This is a genomic window from Streptomyces ochraceiscleroticus (assembly GCF_000720485.1).
GTDB classification, from domain to species: Bacteria; Actinomycetota; Actinomycetes; order Streptomycetales; family Streptomycetaceae; genus Streptomyces; species Streptomyces ochraceiscleroticus.
Genome location: NZ_JOAX01000008.1, coordinates 79,979 through 99,259, shown reverse-complemented (window position 1 = coordinate 99,259; position 19,281 = coordinate 79,979). Strand labels below are relative to the sequence as shown.

17 protein-coding genes are annotated in these 19,281 nt (G+C 74.2%); 12 read left to right on the top strand and 5 right to left on the bottom strand.

The window, feature by feature from the left end; genetic code table 11:
- Nucleotide 1 precedes the first annotated feature (1 nt).
- The 4 genes from IG84_RS0112575 to IG84_RS0112560 all read right to left on the bottom strand — a co-directional run bounded on the left by IG84_RS0112575 (nt 2) and on the right by IG84_RS0112560 (nt 4,843).
- Nucleotides 2-1,615 (bottom strand): sugar ABC transporter ATP-binding protein, encoded by a 1,614-nt coding sequence (locus tag IG84_RS0112575; protein ID WP_031055087.1) that lies wholly within the window; start codon nt 1,613-1,615, stop codon nt 2-4.
- The gene (locus IG84_RS0112570) at nt 1,612-2,811 is read right to left on the bottom strand and encodes a LacI family DNA-binding transcriptional regulator (protein WP_078648790.1); all 1,200 of its coding nucleotides are present in this window, start codon (nt 2,809-2,811) and stop codon (nt 1,612-1,614) included. Before IG84_RS0112570 ends, IG84_RS0112575 begins: the two co-directional genes overlap by 4 nt.
- Before the next feature lie 323 nt (nt 2,812-3,134).
- On the bottom strand, nt 3,135-3,563 hold the full coding sequence (locus IG84_RS0112565; protein ID WP_031055080.1) for an organic hydroperoxide resistance protein: 429 nt from the start codon (nt 3,561-3,563) through the stop codon (nt 3,135-3,137).
- A gap of 260 nt (nt 3,564-3,823) precedes the next feature.
- Complete coding sequence (locus IG84_RS0112560; RefSeq protein ID WP_031055078.1) at nt 3,824-4,843, bottom strand: NADP-dependent oxidoreductase; 1,020 nt, start codon at nt 4,841-4,843, stop codon at nt 3,824-3,826.
- Nucleotides 4,844-4,939: 96 nt separating this feature from the next.
- Between IG84_RS0112560 and IG84_RS0112555 the strand changes: the two genes are divergently transcribed.
- Both IG84_RS0112555 and IG84_RS0112550 read left to right on the top strand, forming a co-directional pair.
- Entirely contained in the window at nt 4,940-5,437 is a 498-nt protein-coding gene (locus tag IG84_RS0112555) for a MarR family winged helix-turn-helix transcriptional regulator (protein WP_078648789.1), read from the top strand.
- A 4-nt stretch (nt 5,438-5,441) separates the two neighbouring features.
- The gene (locus IG84_RS0112550) at nt 5,442-6,065 is read left to right on the top strand and encodes a mycothiol-dependent nitroreductase Rv2466c family protein (RefSeq protein WP_031055073.1); all 624 of its coding nucleotides are present in this window, start codon (nt 5,442-5,444) and stop codon (nt 6,063-6,065) included.
- A 97-nt stretch (nt 6,066-6,162) separates the two neighbouring features.
- Here the strand turns inward: IG84_RS0112550 and IG84_RS41560 are convergent, their stop codons facing one another.
- The gene (locus tag IG84_RS41560) at nt 6,163-6,309 is read right to left on the bottom strand and encodes a hypothetical protein (protein WP_169749872.1); all 147 of its coding nucleotides are present in this window, start codon (nt 6,307-6,309) and stop codon (nt 6,163-6,165) included.
- Between the two features lie 270 nt (nt 6,310-6,579).
- Between IG84_RS41560 and pgfA the strand changes: the two genes are divergently transcribed.
- From pgfA to IG84_RS0112495, 10 genes are all read left to right on the top strand, one after another.
- Entirely contained in the window at nt 6,580-7,614 is a 1,035-nt protein-coding gene (gene pgfA, locus IG84_RS0112540) for a cell envelope lipid trafficking protein PgfA (protein WP_078648788.1), read from the top strand.
- A gap of 106 nt (nt 7,615-7,720) precedes the next feature.
- Nucleotides 7,721-8,794 carry a glycosyltransferase family 4 protein gene (locus IG84_RS0112535; RefSeq protein WP_031055066.1) on the top strand — a complete coding sequence of 358 codons (1,074 nt, stop codon included), beginning with the start codon at nt 7,721-7,723 and terminating at the stop codon, nt 8,792-8,794.
- 7 nt (nt 8,795-8,801) lie between these two features.
- Nucleotides 8,802-9,527, top strand: coding sequence for a class I SAM-dependent methyltransferase (locus tag IG84_RS0112530; protein WP_031055062.1), 726 nt, complete (start codon nt 8,802-8,804; stop codon nt 9,525-9,527).
- On the top strand, nt 9,524-14,068 hold the full coding sequence (locus IG84_RS0112525; protein WP_078648787.1) for an alpha-(1->3)-arabinofuranosyltransferase domain-containing protein: 4,545 nt from the start codon (nt 9,524-9,526) through the stop codon (nt 14,066-14,068). Before IG84_RS0112530 ends, IG84_RS0112525 begins: the two co-directional genes overlap by 4 nt.
- The gene (locus IG84_RS0112520; RefSeq protein ID WP_245659326.1) at nt 14,065-15,489 is read left to right on the top strand and encodes a condensation protein; all 1,425 of its coding nucleotides are present in this window, start codon (nt 14,065-14,067) and stop codon (nt 15,487-15,489) included. Before IG84_RS0112525 ends, IG84_RS0112520 begins: the two co-directional genes overlap by 4 nt.
- Nucleotides 15,486-16,238: a class I SAM-dependent methyltransferase gene (locus tag IG84_RS0112515; protein ID WP_031055054.1), complete on the top strand. Its 753-nt coding sequence runs from the start codon at nt 15,486-15,488 to the stop codon at nt 16,236-16,238. Before IG84_RS0112520 ends, IG84_RS0112515 begins: the two co-directional genes overlap by 4 nt.
- A gap of 85 nt (nt 16,239-16,323) precedes the next feature.
- Nucleotides 16,324-16,584 (top strand): Trm112 family protein, encoded by a 261-nt coding sequence (locus IG84_RS0112510; protein WP_031055052.1) that lies wholly within the window; start codon nt 16,324-16,326, stop codon nt 16,582-16,584.
- Nucleotides 16,581-17,414 (top strand): FkbM family methyltransferase, encoded by an 834-nt coding sequence (locus IG84_RS0112505; protein ID WP_031055050.1) that lies wholly within the window; start codon nt 16,581-16,583, stop codon nt 17,412-17,414. Before IG84_RS0112510 ends, IG84_RS0112505 begins: the two co-directional genes overlap by 4 nt.
- Nucleotides 17,398-18,045, top strand: coding sequence for a hypothetical protein (locus tag IG84_RS0112500; protein WP_245659325.1), 648 nt, complete (start codon nt 17,398-17,400; stop codon nt 18,043-18,045). The genes IG84_RS0112505 and IG84_RS0112500 overlap by 17 nt, the downstream gene beginning before the upstream one ends.
- Nucleotides 18,046-18,175: 130 nt before the next feature.
- Nucleotides 18,176-19,207: a rod shape-determining protein gene (locus IG84_RS0112495; RefSeq protein ID WP_031055044.1), complete on the top strand. Its 1,032-nt coding sequence runs from the start codon at nt 18,176-18,178 to the stop codon at nt 19,205-19,207.
- Nucleotides 19,208-19,281: the final 74 nt, after the last annotated feature.

Here is a 19,281-nt window from a genome sequence, read left to right as displayed (position 1 = left end):
CTCAGCGGACATCGGAGCCCTCCATCGCGCTCTCGTCATGGTTCGTCGTGTCGTCCGGCGCTGCCTGGAGCGCCAGCTCCATCACCGCGTCCTGGGTGGCCTCGGCCGCCGGCAGTTCGCCGGCCAGCCGGCCCTGCGACATCACCAGCACCCGGTCGCTCATGCCGAGCACCTCGGGCAGGTCGCTGGAGATCATCAGGACCGCCTTGCCGGCCGCCGTCAGTTCGTTGATGAGCTGGTAGATCTCGACCTTCGCGCCGACGTCGATGCCGCGCGTCGGCTCGTCGAGGATCAGCAGCCGGGTGTCGGTCAGCAGCCACTTGCCGATGACGATCTTCTGCTGGTTGCCGCCGGAGAGGGTGCGGGCGCTCTGCCCGAGCCCGCTCATCCGTACCTTCAGCTGTCCCGCCACCCGGGCCGCTTCGCGCCGCTGCGCGCCGCGGTCCACCAGGCCGCCGCGGGTGTCCCGGTCCAGCCGCGCGAGGGTGAGGTTGTCCTGCAGCGAGGCGTCCAGTACCAGCCCCTGGCCCTTGCGGTCCTCGGGTACCAGCCCGAGCCCGGCACGCATGGCGGCACGCACGTCACCGCGGGCCAGTTCCGTACCGTCGATCTCGACCGCGCCGGCGTCGTACGCGTCCACGCCGAAGATCGCCCGGGCGACCTCGGTACGGCCCGCGCCCACCAACCCCGCGAGGCCGACGACCTCCCCGGCCCGCACCTCGAAGCCGACGTCCTGGAACACCGGCAGGCCCTTGGGCCCGTTACGGGTGAGCCCGCGCACCCGCAGCAGGGGCGCGCCCGGCTCCTCGGGGCGCTGCCGCGGGTACTGCTCGGCGATGTCCCGGCCGACCATCAGGCGGATCAGCTCGTCCTCGTCGGTGGACGCGGGCACCTCGTCGACGGACCGGCCGTCGCGCAGCACGGTGACCCGGTCGCCGAGCGCGCCGATCTCCTCCAGGTGGTGGGTGATGAAGATGATGCCGACGCCGGACTCGCGCAGCTCGCGGACGAGCCCGAAGAGCGTGTCCACCTCCTCGGAGGTGAGAACGGCTGTGGGCTCATCCATGATCAGTATTCGCGCTTCAAGACTCAGCGCCTTGGCGATCTCGACCATTTGGAGCCGGGCGATGCCCAGTTCGGCGACGGGCGTGTTCGGCGAGACGTCCAGCCGTACGCGCTCGAGCAGCTCGGCAGCGCGCGCCCGCATGGCCTTCTTGTCGACCAGGCCGAGCGCGGTAAGCGGCTGCCGCCCCAGGAAGATGTTCTCGGCGACGGTGAGGCCGGGAACGAGGTTGAACTCCTGGTAGATGGTGGCGATGCCGAGCCGTTCGGCGTCCTGCGCGGAGCGGATGTGCACCTCGTGCAGGCCGTCGTGCGAGCCGTCCTGTCCGCCGTCGGCCAGGATGCGGCCGTCGTCGGGGCGGTGCGCGCCGGAGAGCATCTTGATCAGGGTGCTCTTGCCCGCGCCGTTCTCGCCGAGGAGTACGTGGACCTCGCCGGCGCGCAGGCTCATGTCCACGCCGTCCAGGGCGCGCACACCGGGGAACGACTTCGTCACCCCCTCCACGCGCAGCAGTTCGCGGCCGCCCGGTACGTCGTCGTTGACGCCGGTCATGCGCTGCCCCTCTCGTTGTGGGTGTCGGTGTCGCTCTCGGTGTCGCTGTTGGTGTTGGTGTTGGTGTTGGTGTCTGTGTCGCTGCCGTTGCTGCCGTCGGTGGTGCGGGGGGCGTCCGTCGGTACCGGCGCGTGGGGGGCGTGCTCCCGTACCGGCGCACGGGCTTCGTCGGCCGGCTCCGGCGTGTGGGGCGCGTGCTCCGGTACCGGTTCGCCGCAGGAGCGGCGCGGTACGAGGCGGGCGGGGAGCAGAACGGACTCGGCCGGCCTGCCCTCGATCCGCTCCAGCAGGGTGTGCACGGCGGCCCGGCCCAGCTCGCGGGTGGGCTGCGCGATGGCGGTCAGCGGCGGGTCGGTGTGCCGGAACCACGGCACGTCGTCGTAGACCACCAGCGCCAGGTCGTCCGGTACGCGCAGGCCGCGCGCCCGGATCTCGTCCATCGCACCGAGCGCCATCAGGTTGTCCGTGGCGAGCACCGCGTCCGGCGGCTCGGGGAGGTCCAGGAAGCCGCGCATGACCCGGCGGCCGCCGGTGGGCTGGAGGTCGGGCGTGGCGCCGACCCGCTCGTCGGGCAGCTCGATGCCGTACGGGCGCAGCGCCTCCCGGAAGAACCGCAGCCGGTCGGCGCCGGTGCGGGTGCCGGCCGGCGCGACGATGATCGCGGGGCGGCGGCGGCCGAGCGCGGCGAAGTGCGCGGCGAGATCGGCGAGCGCCGCCCGGCCGTCGGCCCGTACGCACGGCACGTCGAGCCCGTCGACGGCGCGGTCCAGCAGGACCAGCGGGGTACCGGCCGCGGCGGTCTCGCGCAGTACGGGCGAACCGGTGCCGGCCGAGCTGACCAGCAGGCCGTCGATCCGCCGGTCGATGAGCGTGCGGATGTGGTCGTCCTGCTGCTGCGGGCTCTCGCCCGCGTTGCCGATGACCAGGCTGTAGCCGAGGCTGCGGGCCTCGTCCTCCACGGCGTCGGCGAGTTCGGTGAAGAACGGGTTGGTGAGGTCGCCGATGAGCAGGCCGAGCGCGCCGGTGCGGGCGGTGCGCAGGGCGCGGGCGACACTATTGGGCCGGTAGCCGAGCTCGGCGACGGCGGCGAGCACGCGGTCGCGGGTGGCCGCGACGGGCGAGTGACCGTTGAGTACGCGCGAGACGGTGGCCACGGAGACGCCGGCCCGCTCGGCCACGTCCTTGATGTTCGCCATGGCGTCCTCGCCCTCCCGCTCCGGTGCGCTGGTCGCGTGTAATCGATTACCCGAGCTGTCGTGGGGCTACGTAATCGATTACACGGTCATGGCGTCAAGGTTTCATAAGTGTTGTCTGCGTCACAGGCGGCTGGAGATGCGGACGGGGCCGGGAGCCGCAGCGGACGGCGCAAGCGGCGAACGGCGCGGGCGGGCACAGGGGCCGATGCAGGTGACGGAAGCGGGGAACGGCGCAGGTGGGACCGGGGGCTGCCGTGAACCGCGAAGGGCCGCACCCCGGTGGGGGTGCGGCCCTTCTTGCGGCGTGCGCCGCGCGTCACGGGTCAGGCGACGGTCAGCTTGACGTCGATGTTGCCGCGGGTGGCGTTCGAGTACGGGCAGACCTGGTGCGCCTTCTCCACCAGCGCCTTCGCGGTGTCCGCGTCGACGTTCGGGATCGAGGCCGAGATCTCGACCGTGAGGCCGAAGCCGCCGGCCGGGGTCTTGCCTATGCCGACCTTGGCCGTCACCTGCGAGCCGGAGACGTCCGCCTTCTCCTGGCGGGCCACGACGCTCAGCGCGCCCTGGAAGCAGGCGCTGTACCCGGCGGCGAAGAGCTGCTCGGGGTTGGTGCCGGCGCCGCTGCCGCCCTGTTCCTTGGGCGGGTTGACGACGACGTCGAGCTTGCCGTCGTCGGAGGCGACACGGCCGTCACGGCCGTTCTCCGCCGTGGCGACAGCGGTGTAGACGACGTCGACGGGCTGGATGGACATACGGATTCCTCCTGTACGTACGCCGCGACTCGCGCCCACGATCGCGACGGCTTGCCCCGAGCCTAACGGGCGGCCACAAGAGGGCCGCGAGCAAGGGGCCTTGACGAATTCCCCGGGTGCCGGTAAGGCGATGGCAATCTCCAGCAGCCGCCGGTACGGCGACGGCTCCCGGTAGCCGGTAGGGCGGTGGCAGCCGCCGGACGACGACGCACCTGCTTATCGGCAGGGCGCCGGCGCGCTCCCACGGCTGCCGTGGCGCGTCAGGCGGGCAGGCTGACGACCATCTTGCCGGTGTTCTCGCCGCGGAGGAGGCCGAGGAACGCCTCGACGCCGTTCTCGATGCCCTCCACGAACGTCTCGCGGTACTTCAGCTCGCCGGACCGCACCCAGGCGGATACCTCCTCGACGAACTTCGGCTGAAGGTCGTAGTGGTCGCCGACGAGCAGCCCCTCCATGCGGAAGCGCTTGGCGATGATCTGGGCCAGATTGCGCGGGGCCGGGGTCGGCTCGGTCGCGTTGTACTGGGAGATCATGCCGCAGACGGCGATGCGGCCGTGCAGGTTCAGCGCCGCGATGGCCGCCTCGAGGTGGTCGCCGCCGACATTGTCGAAGTAGACGTCGATGCCGTCGGGCGCGGCCTCCTTGAGCTGGTCCTTCACCGGGCCGTTCTTGTAGTTGAACGCCGCGTCGAAGCCGTACTCCTCCAGGAGGACCTTGACCTTCTCGTCCGAACCGGCCGAGCCGATCACCCGGGACGCGCCCTTGAGCTTGGCGATCTGGCCGACCTGGCCGCCGACCGCACCGGCCGCGCCGGAGACGAAGACCGCGTCGCCCTCCTTGAAGTCGGCGACGCGGAGCAGGCCGGCGTAGGCGGTCAGGCCCGGCATGCCCAGCACACCGAGGTACGTGCTCAGCGGGGCGGCCTCGGGGTCGACCTTCACCGCGGACTTCGCGTTGACCGTGGCGTACTGGCGCCAGCCGAGGAAGTGCAGGACGTGGTCGCCGACCTCGAAGCCCTCGGCGTTGGAGGCGATGACCTCGCCGACCGCGCCGCCCTGCATGGGCTTGTCCAGCTCGAACGGCTCGACGTACGACTTCGCCGTGCTCATGCGGCCGCGCATGTACGGGTCGACGGAGAAGTGGATGTTGCGGACCAGGACCTGGCCCTCACCGGGCTCGGCGACCGGCGCCTCGCGCAGGGCGAAGTCGGCCGGGGTCGGCCAGCCCTGCGGGCGGGCGACGAGGTGCCATTCGCGGCCGGTCGTGGGGAGTGCAGACATGCCCGGAGCCTCCTGATGCGGCAGATGCTTCATGTACTGAAACAACCATGCTCCTCAATATTTCAGGTTGTCAAGCAACGGGGTATCCTCATCCGTATGACGCCTCGCACCGACCCGTTGACCCTCGAGGTCGTGGAACTGATCGGCACCGTCGTCGCCCGTTACCACGAGGAGTACGAGCACGCGGCGGCCGAGCATGCGCTCACGGGTGCCCAGGCCCGGGTGCTGGGACTCCTCGCGCGCGAGCCGCTGCCCATGCGCCGCATCGCGCAGCGCCTGAAGTGCGAGCCGTCGAACGTCACGGGGATCGTGGACCGCCTGGAGTCCCGCGGCCTGGTCGAGCGCCGCCCCGACCCGGCCGACCGCCGCGTGAAGCTCGCCGCGCCGACCGAGGCGGGCCGGAGCACGGCGGAGGAGCTGCGGGCCGCGCTCGGCTTCGCGCGCGAGCCGCTGGGTGGGCTGACGTTCGCCGAGCGGACAGTGCTCAAGGAGCTGCTGCGGCGGATGCTAGGCATGGACGCCGAGGACGACACGGAGGACACGGCGGGTGCTGCCGGTACCGACCCCGGAGAGGGCTCCGCGCCTCTACGGTGAGGCCATGAGTACCGAAAACAGCCGTACCGCCGTCGATTTCTACTTCGACCCGCTCTGCCCCTTCGCCTGGATCTCCTCCCGCTGGATCCTGGAAGTGGAGCGCCACCGCGACCTGGACCTGCGCTTCCGGGTCATGAGCCTGGCCGTCCTGAACGAAGGCCGCGAGGACCTCCCCGAGCAGTACAAAGAGCTGCTCGAACGGGGCTGGGGCCCGGTCCGCGTCTGCATCGCCGCGGCACAGCAGCGCGGCGAGGAGGTGCTGCGCGACCTGTACACCGCGCTCGGCACGCGCATCCACAACGAGGGCCGCGGCGAGGAGACGGACGCGGTGATCGCGGAGGCGCTGGCCGAGGTGGGGCTCCCCGCCGAGCTGGCCGAGGCGGCCCACAGCACCGCGTACGACAAGGCGCTGCGCGCGAGCCACCACGAAGGCATGGACCCGGTCGGCTACGAGGTCGGCACGCCCACGATCCACATCGACGGCGTGGCCTTCTTCGGTCCCGTACTGTCCGCGATCCCGCGCGGCGAGGAAGCGGTACGGGTCTTCGACGGCGCCCGCCTGCTCGCCGGTTACGACAAGTTCTTCGAGCTGAAGCGGACCCGCACCGGGGACCTGGACTTCAGCTGACCCGAGGGCGCGGCGGCCGTCCCGAAGTGCGCACGGCAGCCGGCCCGTAGGCGCAGCGCCGCTCGCCGCACCGGGGCGGGCGGCGCCCTCGCTCTCCCTACCCGCCGGTCCGTTCGAAGGTGACCAGCGGGACGTTCGGCTGCTCCGGGGGGGCGTGCAGCACGGCGACGGCGCCGAGGCCCGCGCCGACGGCCAGCGCGGCGGCGGCCAGACAGGTCAGGGCGGCGGCGAGCAGTCGTGGCATGACGCGGCGGACCCTTCGTCGTGGTACCTCGCCGCCGTGTGCGGCGCCCAGAGTCTCGGCGGGCGCTGACGGGGTGTCAAGGCGCGTCTACTGCCCCCGGCCCATGGCGGAGTACGACCGCCGGCACGGTTTCGGCCCGCTTCCGTGCCCGTTCGGCCCACCTCCAGGCACCGGCGCCCGGCCCGGCAGGTGCGCCGCTACGGTGTGCCGCTCGGAGCCCGGCACGGGCTCTCAGGGAGTGCCCCGCGCCTGCCTCACAGGAGTGCCCGTATGCGGAAGACTGCCTCACCCCTGTCCCTGGCCCTGCTCGGCAGCGGCGTGTTCCTGCTGGTACTGGCGGCCATGCTGACCTGGTACGTCGAGCCGCAGGCGAAGCGGACCCCCGTGGACGTCGATGTCACCACGGTGCTCACCGGGACCGGGCGCTACTTCGAGACCGAGGACCTGGAGACCAGAAAGGGCCGCCTCACGATCACCCGGCACGTGCTCGGTGACGTGGCGGACAGTGAACGCACCGGGCGGGCCGTCTGGGACGTGTCCACGACCATCGATACGCCGCGGACGCTGCGCCTGAAGGACCCCCGCAAGGCGCTCCTGTGGACCACCGGGCGCTGGGTCACCGACCGGCGGACGAACGAACCGGTGCACTGCTGTGCCGAGTCCCCCACGCGCTACGAGGGCGAGGCGTACCTGAAGTTCCCCTTCGATGTGCAGCGGCGCACCTACCGGTGGTGGGACGACACGCTCCGGGAGGCGGTGCCGCTCCGGTATGCCGGGACGCGGCGGGTGGCGGGCTATCGGGGCTACGTCTTCACCGGATCGGTGCCGGCGGCCAGGACCGGCACCCGCCAGGTGCCGGGCAGGTTCGTGGACCGGCCGCGGCAGCCGCAGATCCAGGCCGAGGAGTGGTACGCCAACGCCGGGATCCGGCTGGTCGTCGACCCGCTGAGCGGCCGGATCATCGACGCGATGACCTCGCCGCGCAGGACGCTGCGGCCGCCCGGCGGGCAGCGGGACGTGGTCACGCTGCTGGACGGCCACCGGCTGCGCTTCACGCCCGCCACCCGCCGGGCCCAGGCGGCCCTGGCGGAAGCGGACGCCACGAAGCGGGAGCTGGCCGGTGAGACGGTTCCTCAGTGGGCGGCACGAGCGGGCGGCGTCCTGGCCCTGGCGGGCGCGGTACTGGTCGCCATCGGGCGGCGGCCGCGGCCGGAGGCCACCCCTCCCGAGGACGAACACGAAGGCGCGGGGCCGGAGTTCGCCACTCCGGCATCCGGCCACGAAGAAGGACGCGGCGCACACTGACCACCCTCGGGCCACCGGCGCTTTCCGGTCGGCTCGTTCCGCGCGGCTCAGTACGCAGTACGTCCCCCACCCTGGGTACCGCACCCTGAGACGAGTGGGAGCGCAGATGCCCCAGCACGTGCCACCGCTGCCGCACGCCCCTGCCCTGGAGCCCGTAAGCCCCTGGCACGAGCCGCTGCGTCCGCACGCCCGCAGAGCGCCCCGTACAGCGCCACAGCCCGTTCCGCACCGCATCGTCTGGGGCCGGCCCGCCCCCCGGGGCTCCGGGGGGGTCGGGGGGGGGGGCGGCGGGAGCCACTTCCTGCGCGCCCGCGGCCGGTTCGCCCGCAAGGTCGGCGGCTGCGACCTGCTGGTGGAGGTCTGCAACGGTATGCCGTACCTGGCGCCCCTGTGGCACAGCGGCCCGACCCTGTGCCTGGTCAACCACGTCCACACCGACCTGTGGGGGCTGCGCTGCCCGGCCCCCGCCGCCTTCCTGGGCCGCCGCCTGGAGCGGTGGGCACTGGCCGGCACCCACCGCGGCAACCTGATGGTCGCGGTCTCCGGGTCGACCGCCGAGGCGCTGCACGGCCTGGGTGTGCCGCGGGACCGCGTCCGGCTGGTCCACAACGGCGTCGAACCGCCGGGTCCGCTGCTCCCGAAGTCCCCCGAACCACTGTTCCTGGCCATGGGCAGACTCGTCGAGTACAAGCGGATCGGCCTGCTCCTGCGGCTGTGGGAGCGCGTACGGCCGGTCACCGGGGGCCGCCTGGTCATCGTCGGGGACGGGCCCGAGCGGCGCCGCCTGGAGGCCCTGGCGGGCCCCGGCGTCCGCTTCACGGGCCGCGTCACCGAGCGGGAGAAGCACGAGCTGCTCTGCCGCTCCTGGCTGCTGCTGCACCCCTCGCTGGTCGAGGGCTGGGGCCTGGTGGTCATGGAGGCCGCGGCCCGGCGCACCCCGGCCGTCGGCTTCGACATACCGGGCCTGCGCGACTCCGTACTGGACGGGGTGACCGGGCTGCTCGCCCGGGGCGAGAGCGCGTTCGCCGCCCACTGGTGCGCGCTCGCCTTCAGCCCGGAGCGCCGCCACGCGCTGGGCGCCGCGGCCGAGTTGCGCGCCGCGCGCTTCCGGTGGAGCGCCACGGTCCGCAGCTTCCGCGCGGTGGCCGCGGAGGCCGCGTACACGGCACGGGGGCGGTGAAGCGGCGGTGCGCGATCCTTCGCTGCGCAGGTCCCTCGCCCTCCTCCGCGCCTTCCGGCACGAGCAGACCGACCCCGAGGGCTGTTACGGGCTGCTCGCCCGGGACGCGGCCGACCAGCTCGAGCGGTACGCCCCGCTGGCCGGGGCCGTGGTGGCCGATGTCGGCGGCGGCGCGGGGCACTTCACCGAGGAGTTCCGCCGCCGCGGCGCGCTCGCGGTGCTCCTCGAACCGGACCCGGCCGAACTGTACGCGCGCGGCGCACCGCCAGAAGGCGCGGTGCGCGCCGACGGCTACCTGCTGCCGCTCGCGGACGGCGCCGCCGACATCTGCTTCTCCTCCAACGTCCTCGAACACGTCGCCGACCCGCGTACCTTCCTCAGCGAGATGGTGCGGGTCACCCGCCCCGATGGGCTGATCTACGTCGCCTTCACCAACTGGCTGTCCCCCTGGGGCGGGCACGAGACGGCGCCCTGGCACTACCTGGGCGCGCGCCGGGCCCGCGACCGCTACCGGCGGCGCACCGGGCGCAGCCCCAAGCACACCCTCGGGGAGAACCTCTTCGCTCTCCATGTCGGGCCCACGCTGCGCCAGGTACGGGCCCGCCGGGACATCGAGGTGCTCGCCGCGCGGTCCCGCTATGCGCCGTTCCTGGCCGGCGCCGTCGCCCGCCTGCCCGGCGTGCGCGAGGTCGCCACCTGGAACCTCCTTCTCATACTCCGGCGGTTGCCATGACCCAGACGCTCGCCACCTCGCGCTCTCCGGGCTCCCCCGACCCGGGGAGCACCCCGACGCCCGCGCCCGGCGGGCCGCCACCGGAGCGGCCACGGCGGCGGAGCTGGCTGCTCGCCTTCTGGGCGGCCGCCTTCGTCGCCTTCCTGGCGCCATCGCCGGGCCGGATGACCTTCGAGACCAAGCTCGGCGTGGTGCTGGCCCCGTGGCGGTTCCTCGTCGACCTCGGGAGCCTGTGGCACGACCGGGCCGGGTTCGGCGGCCTCGCCGACCAGTACGTCGGCTATGCCTTCCCGATGCTCCCGTACTACGCGCTGGCCGACCTGGCGCACCTGCCGGTCTGGATCGCCGAACGGCTGTGGCTGTCCCTGGTGGTGACCACCGCCTTCTGGGGAGCGCTGCGGCTGGCCGAGCGCCTGAAGGTGGGCAGTCCGCCATCTCGGTTGCTGGGCGCCGCCACGTATGCACTGTGGCCCGCCTTCACCATCGTCATCGGCTCCACGTCCGCGGCCGCGCTGCCGGGCGCGGTCCTCCCGTGGGTCCTGCTGCCGCTGGCGGACCCGCGCCGCACCGCGCGTCTGGCGGCGGCCCGTTCGGCGCTGCTGGTCCCCTTCATGGGCGGCGTCAACGCGGCCTGCACACTCGCCGCGCTGCTGCCCGCGCTGCTCTACGTGCTCACCCGTACCGGCTCCCGGAGGTGGCGGCTCCTGGCCTGGTGGCTGCCGGGCGTGGTGCTGGCCACCGCATGGTGGTCGATACCGCTGCTCCTCCTGGGCCTGCACGGCGAGAACTTCATGCCGTACATCGAGCAGGCCGACACCACCACCGCCACCATGTCGGCCACCGAACTTCTGCGCGGCGCCGGGAACTGGGTCGCGTACCTGAACTTCGGCGAGCCCTGGCTGCCGGCCGGCTGGACGCTGGTCGCGGGGGCCTTCACGATGCTCGGCACCGCGCTCACCGCCGCGCTGGGCCTGGCCGGACTCGCCCGCCGGGACCTGCCCGAGCGGCGCTGGCTGCTGCTGACGGTGCTGGCCGTCGTGACGGTCACGCTGGCCGGGTACGGGGGCGCGCTGGGCGGCCCGCTGCACGAGCAGGTGCGCGCCTGGCTGGACGGGCCGCTGCAGCCGTTCCGCAACGTCTACAAGTTCGCGCCGGGCCTCGCCCTCGCGCTGGCGTACGGGCTGGCGCACCTCACGGGCGCGGCATACGGGCCGCGCGAGCGCCGTCCGGTACGCGGCGGCCGGTGGTACGTGCCCCTGATCGTCGCGTTCCTGCTGCTCCCTGCCCTCGCGCTGCCCTACCTGAACGGCACCGTCCTGCAGTCCGGCGCCTTCACGCGGCTGCCCGCCCACTGGCAGCGCACCGCCGACTGGCTGAAGGAGCACAGCCCCGACGACCGCGCGCTGGTCGTCCCCGCCACCGCGCACGGCCTGTACACCTGGGGCTCCCCCATCGACCAGCCACTGGACGTGCTCGCCGAATCCCGGTGGGCGCAGCGCGACTTCGTCCCCTTCGGGACGAAGGGCTCACGGCGCACGATGGACGCCGTGGAGCAGGCACTGATGACCGGCGCCCAAGTGCCGGGCCTGCGCGGCTTCCTGGCCCGCTCAGGGCTCTACAACGTCGTGGTGCGCAACGACCTGGACCCCGACCAGATCGGGTACGTCCCCCCGCAGACCGTCCGGCGCACCCTCGTGGCGTCCGGCTACCGGAAGGTCGCCTCCTTCGGGCCGCTGACCACCAGTGGCCGGATCGCGGCCGGCACCCCGGTCCAGGTGCAGGGGCTGTACCCGAGGCAGCGCGCGGTGGAGATCTACGAGCCGGTGGGCACCCCGCGGCCGGGGCCCCTCACCGTGAAGGCCGCGGCCGACACCGCGCAGCTCAGCGGCGGCCCCGAAGCGCTGCTGCAGTTCGCCGCCGACCCCGGGCTGCGCGACCGGCCGGCCGTACTGACCGGCGACGCGCACCCCGGTGTCGACAATCCGGCGCTCCAGCTCACCGGGGACGGCCTGCGCCGCGCCGATACCCGCTTCGGCCTGGTCAACACCAACACGTCCTACACATACACCCCCGGCGAGCGGAACGGCCCGGACAGCGTGCAGGACCCCGGGCGCCTGCCGCGCCAGATCCTGCCCACCCACGGCATCGAGCACCAGACCACCGCCGTGCTGCGCGGCGCCCGCGCGGTCACCGCGTCCTCCAGCGGCAGTTGGCTCTTCCACCTCCCCCAGTACGACCCGGTGCACGCCTTCGACGGCGACCCGGACACCGCCTGGGCGGAGGGCAGCGCGGGCGAACCGGTGGGCCAGTGGCTGAGGATCGCCTTCAGCCGCCCCGTGGACGTCCCCGCGAGGCTCTCGCTGACCCCGCTGCCCGGGGACGGGCTGCGCGCCGCTCCCACGGCCGTACGCGTCACCACGGACCGCGGTAGCGCGGTCAGCCAGTTGCGCACCGACGGGCGGCGGCAGCCGGTCAAGGCGCCCCCGGGGCGGGCGAAGTGGCTGAAGATCACCCTCGTGGGGGCGGAGCAGCCGCGCCCCGGGGTCTCCGGCGCGGGCATCTCCGAGGTCGCCGTCCCCGGCGTCCGGGTCACCCGGCTCCTCCGGCTCCCCGCCGACGCCACGTACCCGGACGCGCCCGCCACCACGTACGCGCTGCACCGGGGCAGCGACCCCGGCGGGCTCTCCCCGGGCGCGGCGGAGACCGGGCTGCACCGCCAGTTCCGTACCGGGGCCGACGGCTCGTACCGGATCTCCGCCGAGGCGCTGGCGGTCCCCGGCCGCGCCCTGGACGCGCTGCTCACGAAGGCCGCGCCCGAACAGCGCCGCCGGATCACCGTCACCGCCGACTCCACCAGCACGACTGGGCAGTCGCTCAGCCCGCGCAACCTCGTGGACGGTGATCTGACCACCGCCTGGATCGCCGGGGACACTCCCACGGTCCACCTGCGCTGGCCCGGCAAGAAGAAGATCGACACGATGGTGCTGCCCGCCGCCGGTGGCATTTCGGCGCGTCCCGAACAGATCCTGGTCAACTCCCCCTACGGGGCGGCCACCGCCGGGGTCGACGAGAACGGCACGGCCCGCTTCGACCCGATCACCACCGACCGCCTCGACATCACCGTCTCCCGGGTCGCGCCGCTGACCCTGCACAACCCCGTCGCCGGTCAGCCGCTCCAACTGCCCGTGGGGCTCAGCGAGATCTACCTCCCCGCCCTCAAGAAGTACCGCACCCCGCCGCCCCGACGGGACGCGCGCTTCTCGCTGCCCTGTGGCCGGGGCCCCGCCCTCACCATCGACGGCGTCCCGTACGCCACCAAGTCCTCCGGCCTGGTCCGCGACCTGGTGCAGCGCCGCCCCGTCGAGGTCGAGCTGTGCCGTGCGGAGGGCGGCCGGGTCGCCCTGCCCGCCGGGCGGCACCGCGTCGAGGCCGGCGACCACGGGCCGCTCGCGCTGACCGACGTGACGCTCCGCCGCGGCACCGCGGCGCCGACGGCCGTCGCGCCGCGCCGGGTCATCGCGGGCGCCGACTGGTCGGGCGACAGCCGGGACGCCTACGTCGGCCCCGGGCGCGCGGTCTACCTCCAGACGTACGAGAACGCCAACGCGGGCTGGCGCGCCACCCTGGACGGCCGGCCGCTCACCCCGCTGCGGGTGGACGGCTGGCAGCAGGCGTTCCTGATCCCGGCTGGCGGGGGCGGCACCGTCCACCTGTACTACGCGCCGGCCGCGCAGTACCGGCTGGGGCTGATCCTCGGGGCCGTCGGCGTGCTCCTGGTGGCGGCGTGCGCGCTGATACGACGGCGCCACGGGGCGGGCGAGACGCCGGTACCGGTGGCGCCGCCCGCGCCCTCCTGGGTGCTCGGCGTCGTCGTGCTCACCGCCGTGCTGGCACTCGCCACCGGACCGTACGCCGCGGCCGTACCGGTGCTCGCGGTGCTCGCCCGCGCCCGTCCGGGCGTCCTCGCGCCGCTCGCCTTTCTCGCGATGGCGGCGGCCGGCGTCGTGGCGTCCTTCGGAGCGGGCCTCCCGGCCTCGCTCGGCCGCGGCCCGTTCAGCGCCCCGGCCCAGGCCCTCGCCCTGCTCGCCCTGGCGGCGGCGCTGGTGACGGTGCCACCGGGACGGCTGTGGCCGGCGTCGTGGCGACTGCGGCGGAAGCGGAGGGCGCCGGAGCCGGAGCCGGAGTCGGTGGAAGAGGCGGCTGAGGCGGGCGCGCCCGGCCGGGAACCCGCCCCCACGCGGCTGCTCCCGGCCGACGGCGGCATTCCGCCGGGCTCCGAGGACGACACGGCGGTCCTCCCACCCGTACCCACGGAGGAACCGCCTCCGGAGACGAAGGCACCGCCTCCTGAAGCGGGGATGTCACCTTCCGAGGAGCAGACGCCCTCTCCGAAGGAGGAGACGTCTCCTCCCGAGGAACAGACGCCGCCCCGCCAGAAGGAGACACCGCGGCCTCCCCTGCCGCGCCGGAGGAGGCGCGACAGCGATCCGCGCAACAGTCAGCCGCGCGAGGAGAAGGACGGGGAGGAACCCGGCCCATGACCCCGATGACACCCATGACCCCCACGGCCCCCAAGACGCCCCCGCACCCGCCCGGGGCGCCGCGCACCACCGATCCGCCTCCCCGCCCCATCCCCTTCACCCTCGTGGACGAGATCGCCCGGCACTGCGCCCAGGAAGCCGAGCCGGAGACCGTGCACGTGGAGGTACACCTGCCGGAACGCATGGACCACCCGCGGCTGCGCGCCGCATTCGGGCAGGCGCTGGCGCGGCACCCGAGGGCGCTGCTGCGGCAGGCCCCCGGGCGCTGGTGGCACCGGCGGTACGTATGGGAGCCGGCCGGCGCGCCGGACCTGGCTCCGGTGTCCTTCTCCGGGCCGGATCCGGGGGCGCTGCGCCGCGCCCGGGAGCGGGCACTTGCCGACTGCCCGCCCCTGGACGCCGGGCCGCCCGTACGCCTGGCGGTGATCGAACAGGCCACCGGTACGGGCACCGGCACCGTGCTGCTTCTCACCGCCCACCACACCGCGCTGGACGCCCCGTCCTGCCTGCGCCTGCTGGCGACCACCGCCGAGCTGTACGGCGGCGCGGCCAACTCCCCCGCGCCGCCTCCCGTACGCGCCCCGGAGCCGGCCGCCCGGCGCGTCCGTAAGGGCGGCGCGGCCCCCGTAAGCACCGCACTGCGCCCTCCGGCCCGCATCGCCGCCGACCGTGCCGGCACGGCCCCCAACAACGGCAACGGCATGCTCCTGACCGAACTGCCCGTACCGGACCGGCCGCCCCGCGCCCCCGGAGCGGCCCGGTCCGCGCACACGGTCAACGACCAACTCCTCGTGGCCGCCTTCCTGATGGTGACCCGCTGGAACCGCCTGCACGGCACTCGCGCCGCTCCCGTGGTGCTCACCATGCCGGTCGACGACCGGCCGCGCGGTACCGGGATGCCGCTCGGCAACGGGACCCGGCTGGTTCCGGTGCGCTTCGGACCAGCGGATCTCCGGGACGCGGCGTCGGCCGCCGCCTCGGGGCCACCGGACCCGGCGGCGGTCGCCCGGCTGCTGCACCGCACCGCGGCCCGCACCCGCGCCCTCAAGGCCACGCCGGGCCGCCCGCTGGGGCTCACGGGCGCCGCCCTCACCGCCCCCGTGCTGCCCGTCGGCGTACGGGCCGCCGTCACCCGCCGCGCGCGAGCCACCGCCGCGCCCTGGACCTCCACCGCCCTGCTCTCCAACATCGGCCGGGTGCCGTACCCGTTCGACTTCGGCGACGCGGGCCGGGCCACCGGGGTGTGGTTCTCCGCGCCGGCCCGTATGCCACGCGGGCTGTCGCTCGCCACCGTCTCCACCGGCGGCCGGATCCAGCTCACCCTGCGCTGGTCCCGTGCGTTGCTGGACGACACGGCGGGCGCCGCCCTGTGCGCGCTCTTCGAGGAGTCGTTGGCGGCGACCTCCTGGAGCGGCGCATGACCACGACAGGCGCACGGCACGGCCCCGGGGGCCTGCGGTCCTTCTACGAGAACCCGTTGGTGCCCGTCGTCTCCGGGGCCGAACGGGCGCAGCGCCAGGCGCTGATGCTCGCGCGGGCGCTCGGCCCGGCCGACGGCGGGCGGGCCCCGGCCACCGTCCTCGATGTCGGCTGCGGCGACGGGTCGGCGGCGGCCATCACCGCACCGCACCTGCCCGGTCACCGCCTCGTGGGCGTCGACTGGTCACAGGAAGCGCTGCGCCGCGCGGCGACGCGCATCCCGTATACCGTGCGCGGCGAACTCACCGGTACCGGGCTGCCCTTCGGGGACGGCGTGGCTGACGCGGTGCTCTTCAGCGAGGTCGTCGAGCATCTCGTGGACCCCGACGCGGCCCTCGACGAGCTGCGCCGCGTCCTGCGCCCGGGCGGCCATCTGCTGCTCTCCACGCCCAATCTCGCCGCCTGGTACAACCGCGGCCTGCTGCTGGCCGGCGTGCAGCCGGTGTTCTCGGAGGTGAGCCTGCGCGGCATTCACGGCCGCCCGGGCAGCCAGGTCGTCGGCCATCTGCGGCTCTACACCGCCCGTGCGCTGCGCGGTTTCCTGACGGCTGCCGGGTTCGAGGTCGTACGGATGGCGGGGGCGCCGTACCACGATGTGCCGCGTCCGCTGCGGCCGCTGGACCGGGCGCTCTGCCGGTTGCCGTCGCTGGCGTCCATCCTGCTGGTGCACGCCCGTCGGGCGGGGCGGTAGCCGTGCCGCGCGCCGTGGGCCGGCACCGCCGGCGGCCGACGGCCGGCACCGTCCCGCCACCGCACTCGTACGAGGGAGCTGATTCATGAAGCCGGACGACCCGCTGCTGCGGATACTCGCCTGTCCGCTCGACAAGGGCCCGCTGGCCCTGATCGCCGCGGAGGACGTGCTCTACAACCCCCGGCTGCGCCGCCGCTATCCGATCCTGGACGGCGTGCCGCAGTTACTGCCCTCTTCGGGGGAGCAGGTCTCCCCCGAAGAGCACGAGCGGCTGCTGTCCCGTATGCAAGCGGCGGGCGGGGCGCACGGTACGGCGGGCGCCTCCGAGGGCGGGGCCCGGCCGTGACGCTCGCCGCGCGGCTCGCCCCGCACCTGCCCCCGCGGCTGGTCTCCGCCGCCGCCACGCTGCTCTACCCGCGCTTCGAGCCCGAACTGCGCCGGCTCTCCGACTTCTGCCGGCCCGGCGGCACCGCCGTGGATGTGGGCGGCTGGTACGGGCCCTGGGCGCGGCATCTGGCGCGCCGCGCCGACCGGGTCGTCACCCTGGAGCCGGTGCCGCACCTGGCGCGGCTCCTGGCGGCCGTGACACCCGACAACGTCGAGGTCGTGCGGGCCGCGGCCGGCGACCGTTCGGGGATCGCCACGTTATGGCTGACCCCCGGGGGGCGCGGCGACCGCGGCGTCTCCTCACTGGTGCGCCGCCGGCTGCACCGCAGCGCCCTGGAGGTGCGCTGCGTGGCCCTGGACCATCTGGAGCTGTCCGACGTGACGCTCATCAAGATCGACGTGGACGGCGCCGAACCGGCGGTGCTGCGCGGCGCCGAACGCACCGTCGAGCGGTACCGGCCCGCCCTGTTCGTCGAACTGGAGACGCGTATCCAGCCGCTCGGCCCGGTCCTGGAGTGGGTCGCGGCGCGCGACTACAGAGGCTGGGTGCTGCCCGGCGACCGCTGGCTCCCCTTGGCCGCCTTCGACCTCCCGGGGCACCAGGCCCGCACGTCCTATGTGGCCGAGCACGGACTGCTGCGCCGCACACTGGTGCCGCACCGCCGCTACGTCAACTCCGTGCTCTTCCTCCCGCGCGGCCGCGGCCCCGGTGACCCCGCGTACCGTACGAACCCGGCCGCCACCCGCCCCGTACTGCGCGACGATGTGCGGCATGAGCCCTACGGATGAGCCCGGAACCCCACGCGAGCCGCGGAGCCGGCTTCAGGAGCCCGGAGGCGGGCCGCAGGGGCCGCTCGGCGTGCCGGGCCGGCTCGGCTTCCAACTGGTCCTGCTGCGCCGGATGGCGGACCACCAGCCGGGCCTGGTGGAGGACGCGCTGCGCACTCTGGGCGTAACCCGCCCCGAAATGCGCGAGGCCAACCGCCGCTGGCAGGCGATGAGCCGCTCGCCCCGGTCGCGCGGCGCCCTGCAGCGGTACCGCTCGGTCCTGGGCCCGCCGGAGACCGACACCGCCCGCCGGGTGGGCGACCTGACGTGCCGGGCACTGACCTGGCCGGTGTCCCTCTGGCCCACTCTGCGCTTCGAGGTGCTGACAGCGCCCGGGGGCGCGGTGTGGAACGAGTGGCTGATCCGCGCCCCGGACGCGTCGGGTCCGGTACTCCGAACGGCCGACGACCTGGTGCCGTGGTCCTGCACCGTCGACGAGGTCGCACGCGCGTTCCCCCCGGCCCACCCGATGGAGGGCTCGGCGCCCACCCGCTGGCGGCTGGGTTTCACCGCTCCGAGCACCGCCTCCGGCCCGCCCAAGCCACGCGTCGCGGAGTTCACGTGGGGCCTGCTGCAACGGCTGCTGGACTGACCGGGAGCGAGGCGCGACGCCACTCGCACGGCCCCGTTCAGCGGGCAGCCGGACGCGTACGGCAGAAGGATGACGGTCGAGAGGTGTGCTGCCGCTCCTGCCCCTATCGGCCCACCCGCGGAGGAATCCCATGACCACCAGCGTTGGGCAGCTGCGTCGTTGCTCGGTCGCCGTCGACCTCGGCGCGGCGCGCACCCGGGTGTACGTGAAGAACCACGGCCTGATCGTGGACGAACCGACCGTCACAGCCGTCAACAGCCGTACCGGCGCGCTCATAGCCGTCGGCGGCCGCGCCGAGTACATGGCGGGCCGGACCCCGGACCATATCCGGGTGGTCCGCCCGGTCTGCCACGGCACGATCGTGGACATCGAGATGGCCCAGCGGCTGCTGCGACAGCTCGTGGGCGACAAACTGCGCCGCGCGTGGCGGCGCAAACCCACCATGCGGGCGGCGGTCTGCCTGCCCGCCGGGAGCGAGCCGCTGACCCAGCGGGCCGCCGTGGAGACGCTCACCGGGCTTGGCGCCCGGCGGGTGGAACTGGTCGACACGATGGTGGCCGCCGCCGTCGGCTGCGGACTGCCGGTCGAACAGCCCGAAGCGACGATGATCGTGGTCTGCGGGGCCGGCACGACGCAGGTCGCCGTGTTGTCCCTCGGGTCCATCGTGGCCGCCGAGACCGTCCCCGTAGGCGGCGAGGCCGTCGACCACGCCGTCGTACAGCATCTGCGGCTGCACCACGAGCTGATGGTGGCCAGCCAGAACATCCGTCCGCTGCACCTGGCGCTCGCCGGTGACGGCGGCCCCGAACCGGCCCCGGTGGAGGTGCACGGCCGGGACGTGGTCAGCGGCGAGGCCCGCTGCGTCCAGGTGGAGCCCGAACGGGTACGGCGCGCCATCGCCGCCCGGCTCACCGGCGTCCTCGACGGCATCAGTGAGGTGCTGCGGCGCTGCCCGCCCGACCTGGTCGCCGACCTCGCCGAGCGCGGCATCATGCTGGCCGGCGGCAGCGCGCTGATCCCGGGCCTGGAGCCGATGATCCGGCAGGGCACGATGATGCCCGTCCAGGTGGCCGAGCGTCCGGACACCTGCGCCGTACAGGGGCTGGCCGCGATGATCGAGGGGCATGTCTCCCCTCTGGAGCTGGCGCCGCTGACCCCCTGAAGCGCGCACGGCCCTTAATGAAGCGCGCACGGCCCCCTACAGACGGCGGAGCCCGCGAGTCAGAAGGCTCGCGG

What these genes read in the sequence shown, in the direction of transcription:
- IG84_RS0112555 (WP_078648789.1), top strand. Translation starts at nt 4,940, where the DNA reads ATGACGCCTCGCACCGACCCGTTGACCCTCGAGGTCGTGGAACTGATC.
- IG84_RS0112535 (WP_031055066.1), top strand. Translation starts at nt 7,721, where the DNA reads ATGCCCCAGCACGTGCCACCGCTGCCGCACGCCCCTGCCCTGGAGCCC.
- pgfA (WP_078648788.1), top strand. Translation starts at nt 6,580, where the DNA reads ATGCGGAAGACTGCCTCACCCCTGTCCCTGGCCCTGCTCGGCAGCGGC.
- IG84_RS0112515 (WP_031055054.1), top strand. Translation starts at nt 15,486, where the DNA reads ATGACCACGACAGGCGCACGGCACGGCCCCGGGGGCCTGCGGTCCTTC.
- IG84_RS0112520 (WP_245659326.1), top strand. Translation starts at nt 14,065, where the DNA reads ATGACCCCGATGACACCCATGACCCCCACGGCCCCCAAGACGCCCCCG.
- IG84_RS0112510 (WP_031055052.1), top strand. Translation starts at nt 16,324, where the DNA reads ATGAAGCCGGACGACCCGCTGCTGCGGATACTCGCCTGTCCGCTCGAC.
- IG84_RS0112575 (WP_031055087.1), bottom strand. Translation starts at nt 1,615, where the DNA reads ATGACCGGCGTCAACGACGACGTACCGGGCGGCCGCGAACTGCTGCGC.
- IG84_RS0112495 (WP_031055044.1), top strand. Translation starts at nt 18,176, where the DNA reads ATGACCACCAGCGTTGGGCAGCTGCGTCGTTGCTCGGTCGCCGTCGAC.
- IG84_RS0112525 (WP_078648787.1), top strand. Translation starts at nt 9,524, where the DNA reads ATGACCCAGACGCTCGCCACCTCGCGCTCTCCGGGCTCCCCCGACCCG.
- IG84_RS41560 (WP_169749872.1), bottom strand. Translation starts at nt 6,309, where the DNA reads ATGCCACGACTGCTCGCCGCCGCCCTGACCTGTCTGGCCGCCGCCGCG.
- IG84_RS0112570 (WP_078648790.1), bottom strand. Translation starts at nt 2,811, where the DNA reads ATGGCGAACATCAAGGACGTGGCCGAGCGGGCCGGCGTCTCCGTGGCC.
- IG84_RS0112565 (WP_031055080.1), bottom strand. Translation starts at nt 3,563, where the DNA reads ATGTCCATCCAGCCCGTCGACGTCGTCTACACCGCTGTCGCCACGGCG.
- IG84_RS0112560 (WP_031055078.1), bottom strand. Translation starts at nt 4,843, where the DNA reads ATGTCTGCACTCCCCACGACCGGCCGCGAATGGCACCTCGTCGCCCGC.
- IG84_RS0112500 (WP_245659325.1), top strand. Translation starts at nt 17,398, where the DNA reads ATGAGCCCTACGGATGAGCCCGGAACCCCACGCGAGCCGCGGAGCCGG.
- IG84_RS0112550 (WP_031055073.1), top strand. Translation starts at nt 5,442, where the DNA reads ATGAGTACCGAAAACAGCCGTACCGCCGTCGATTTCTACTTCGACCCG.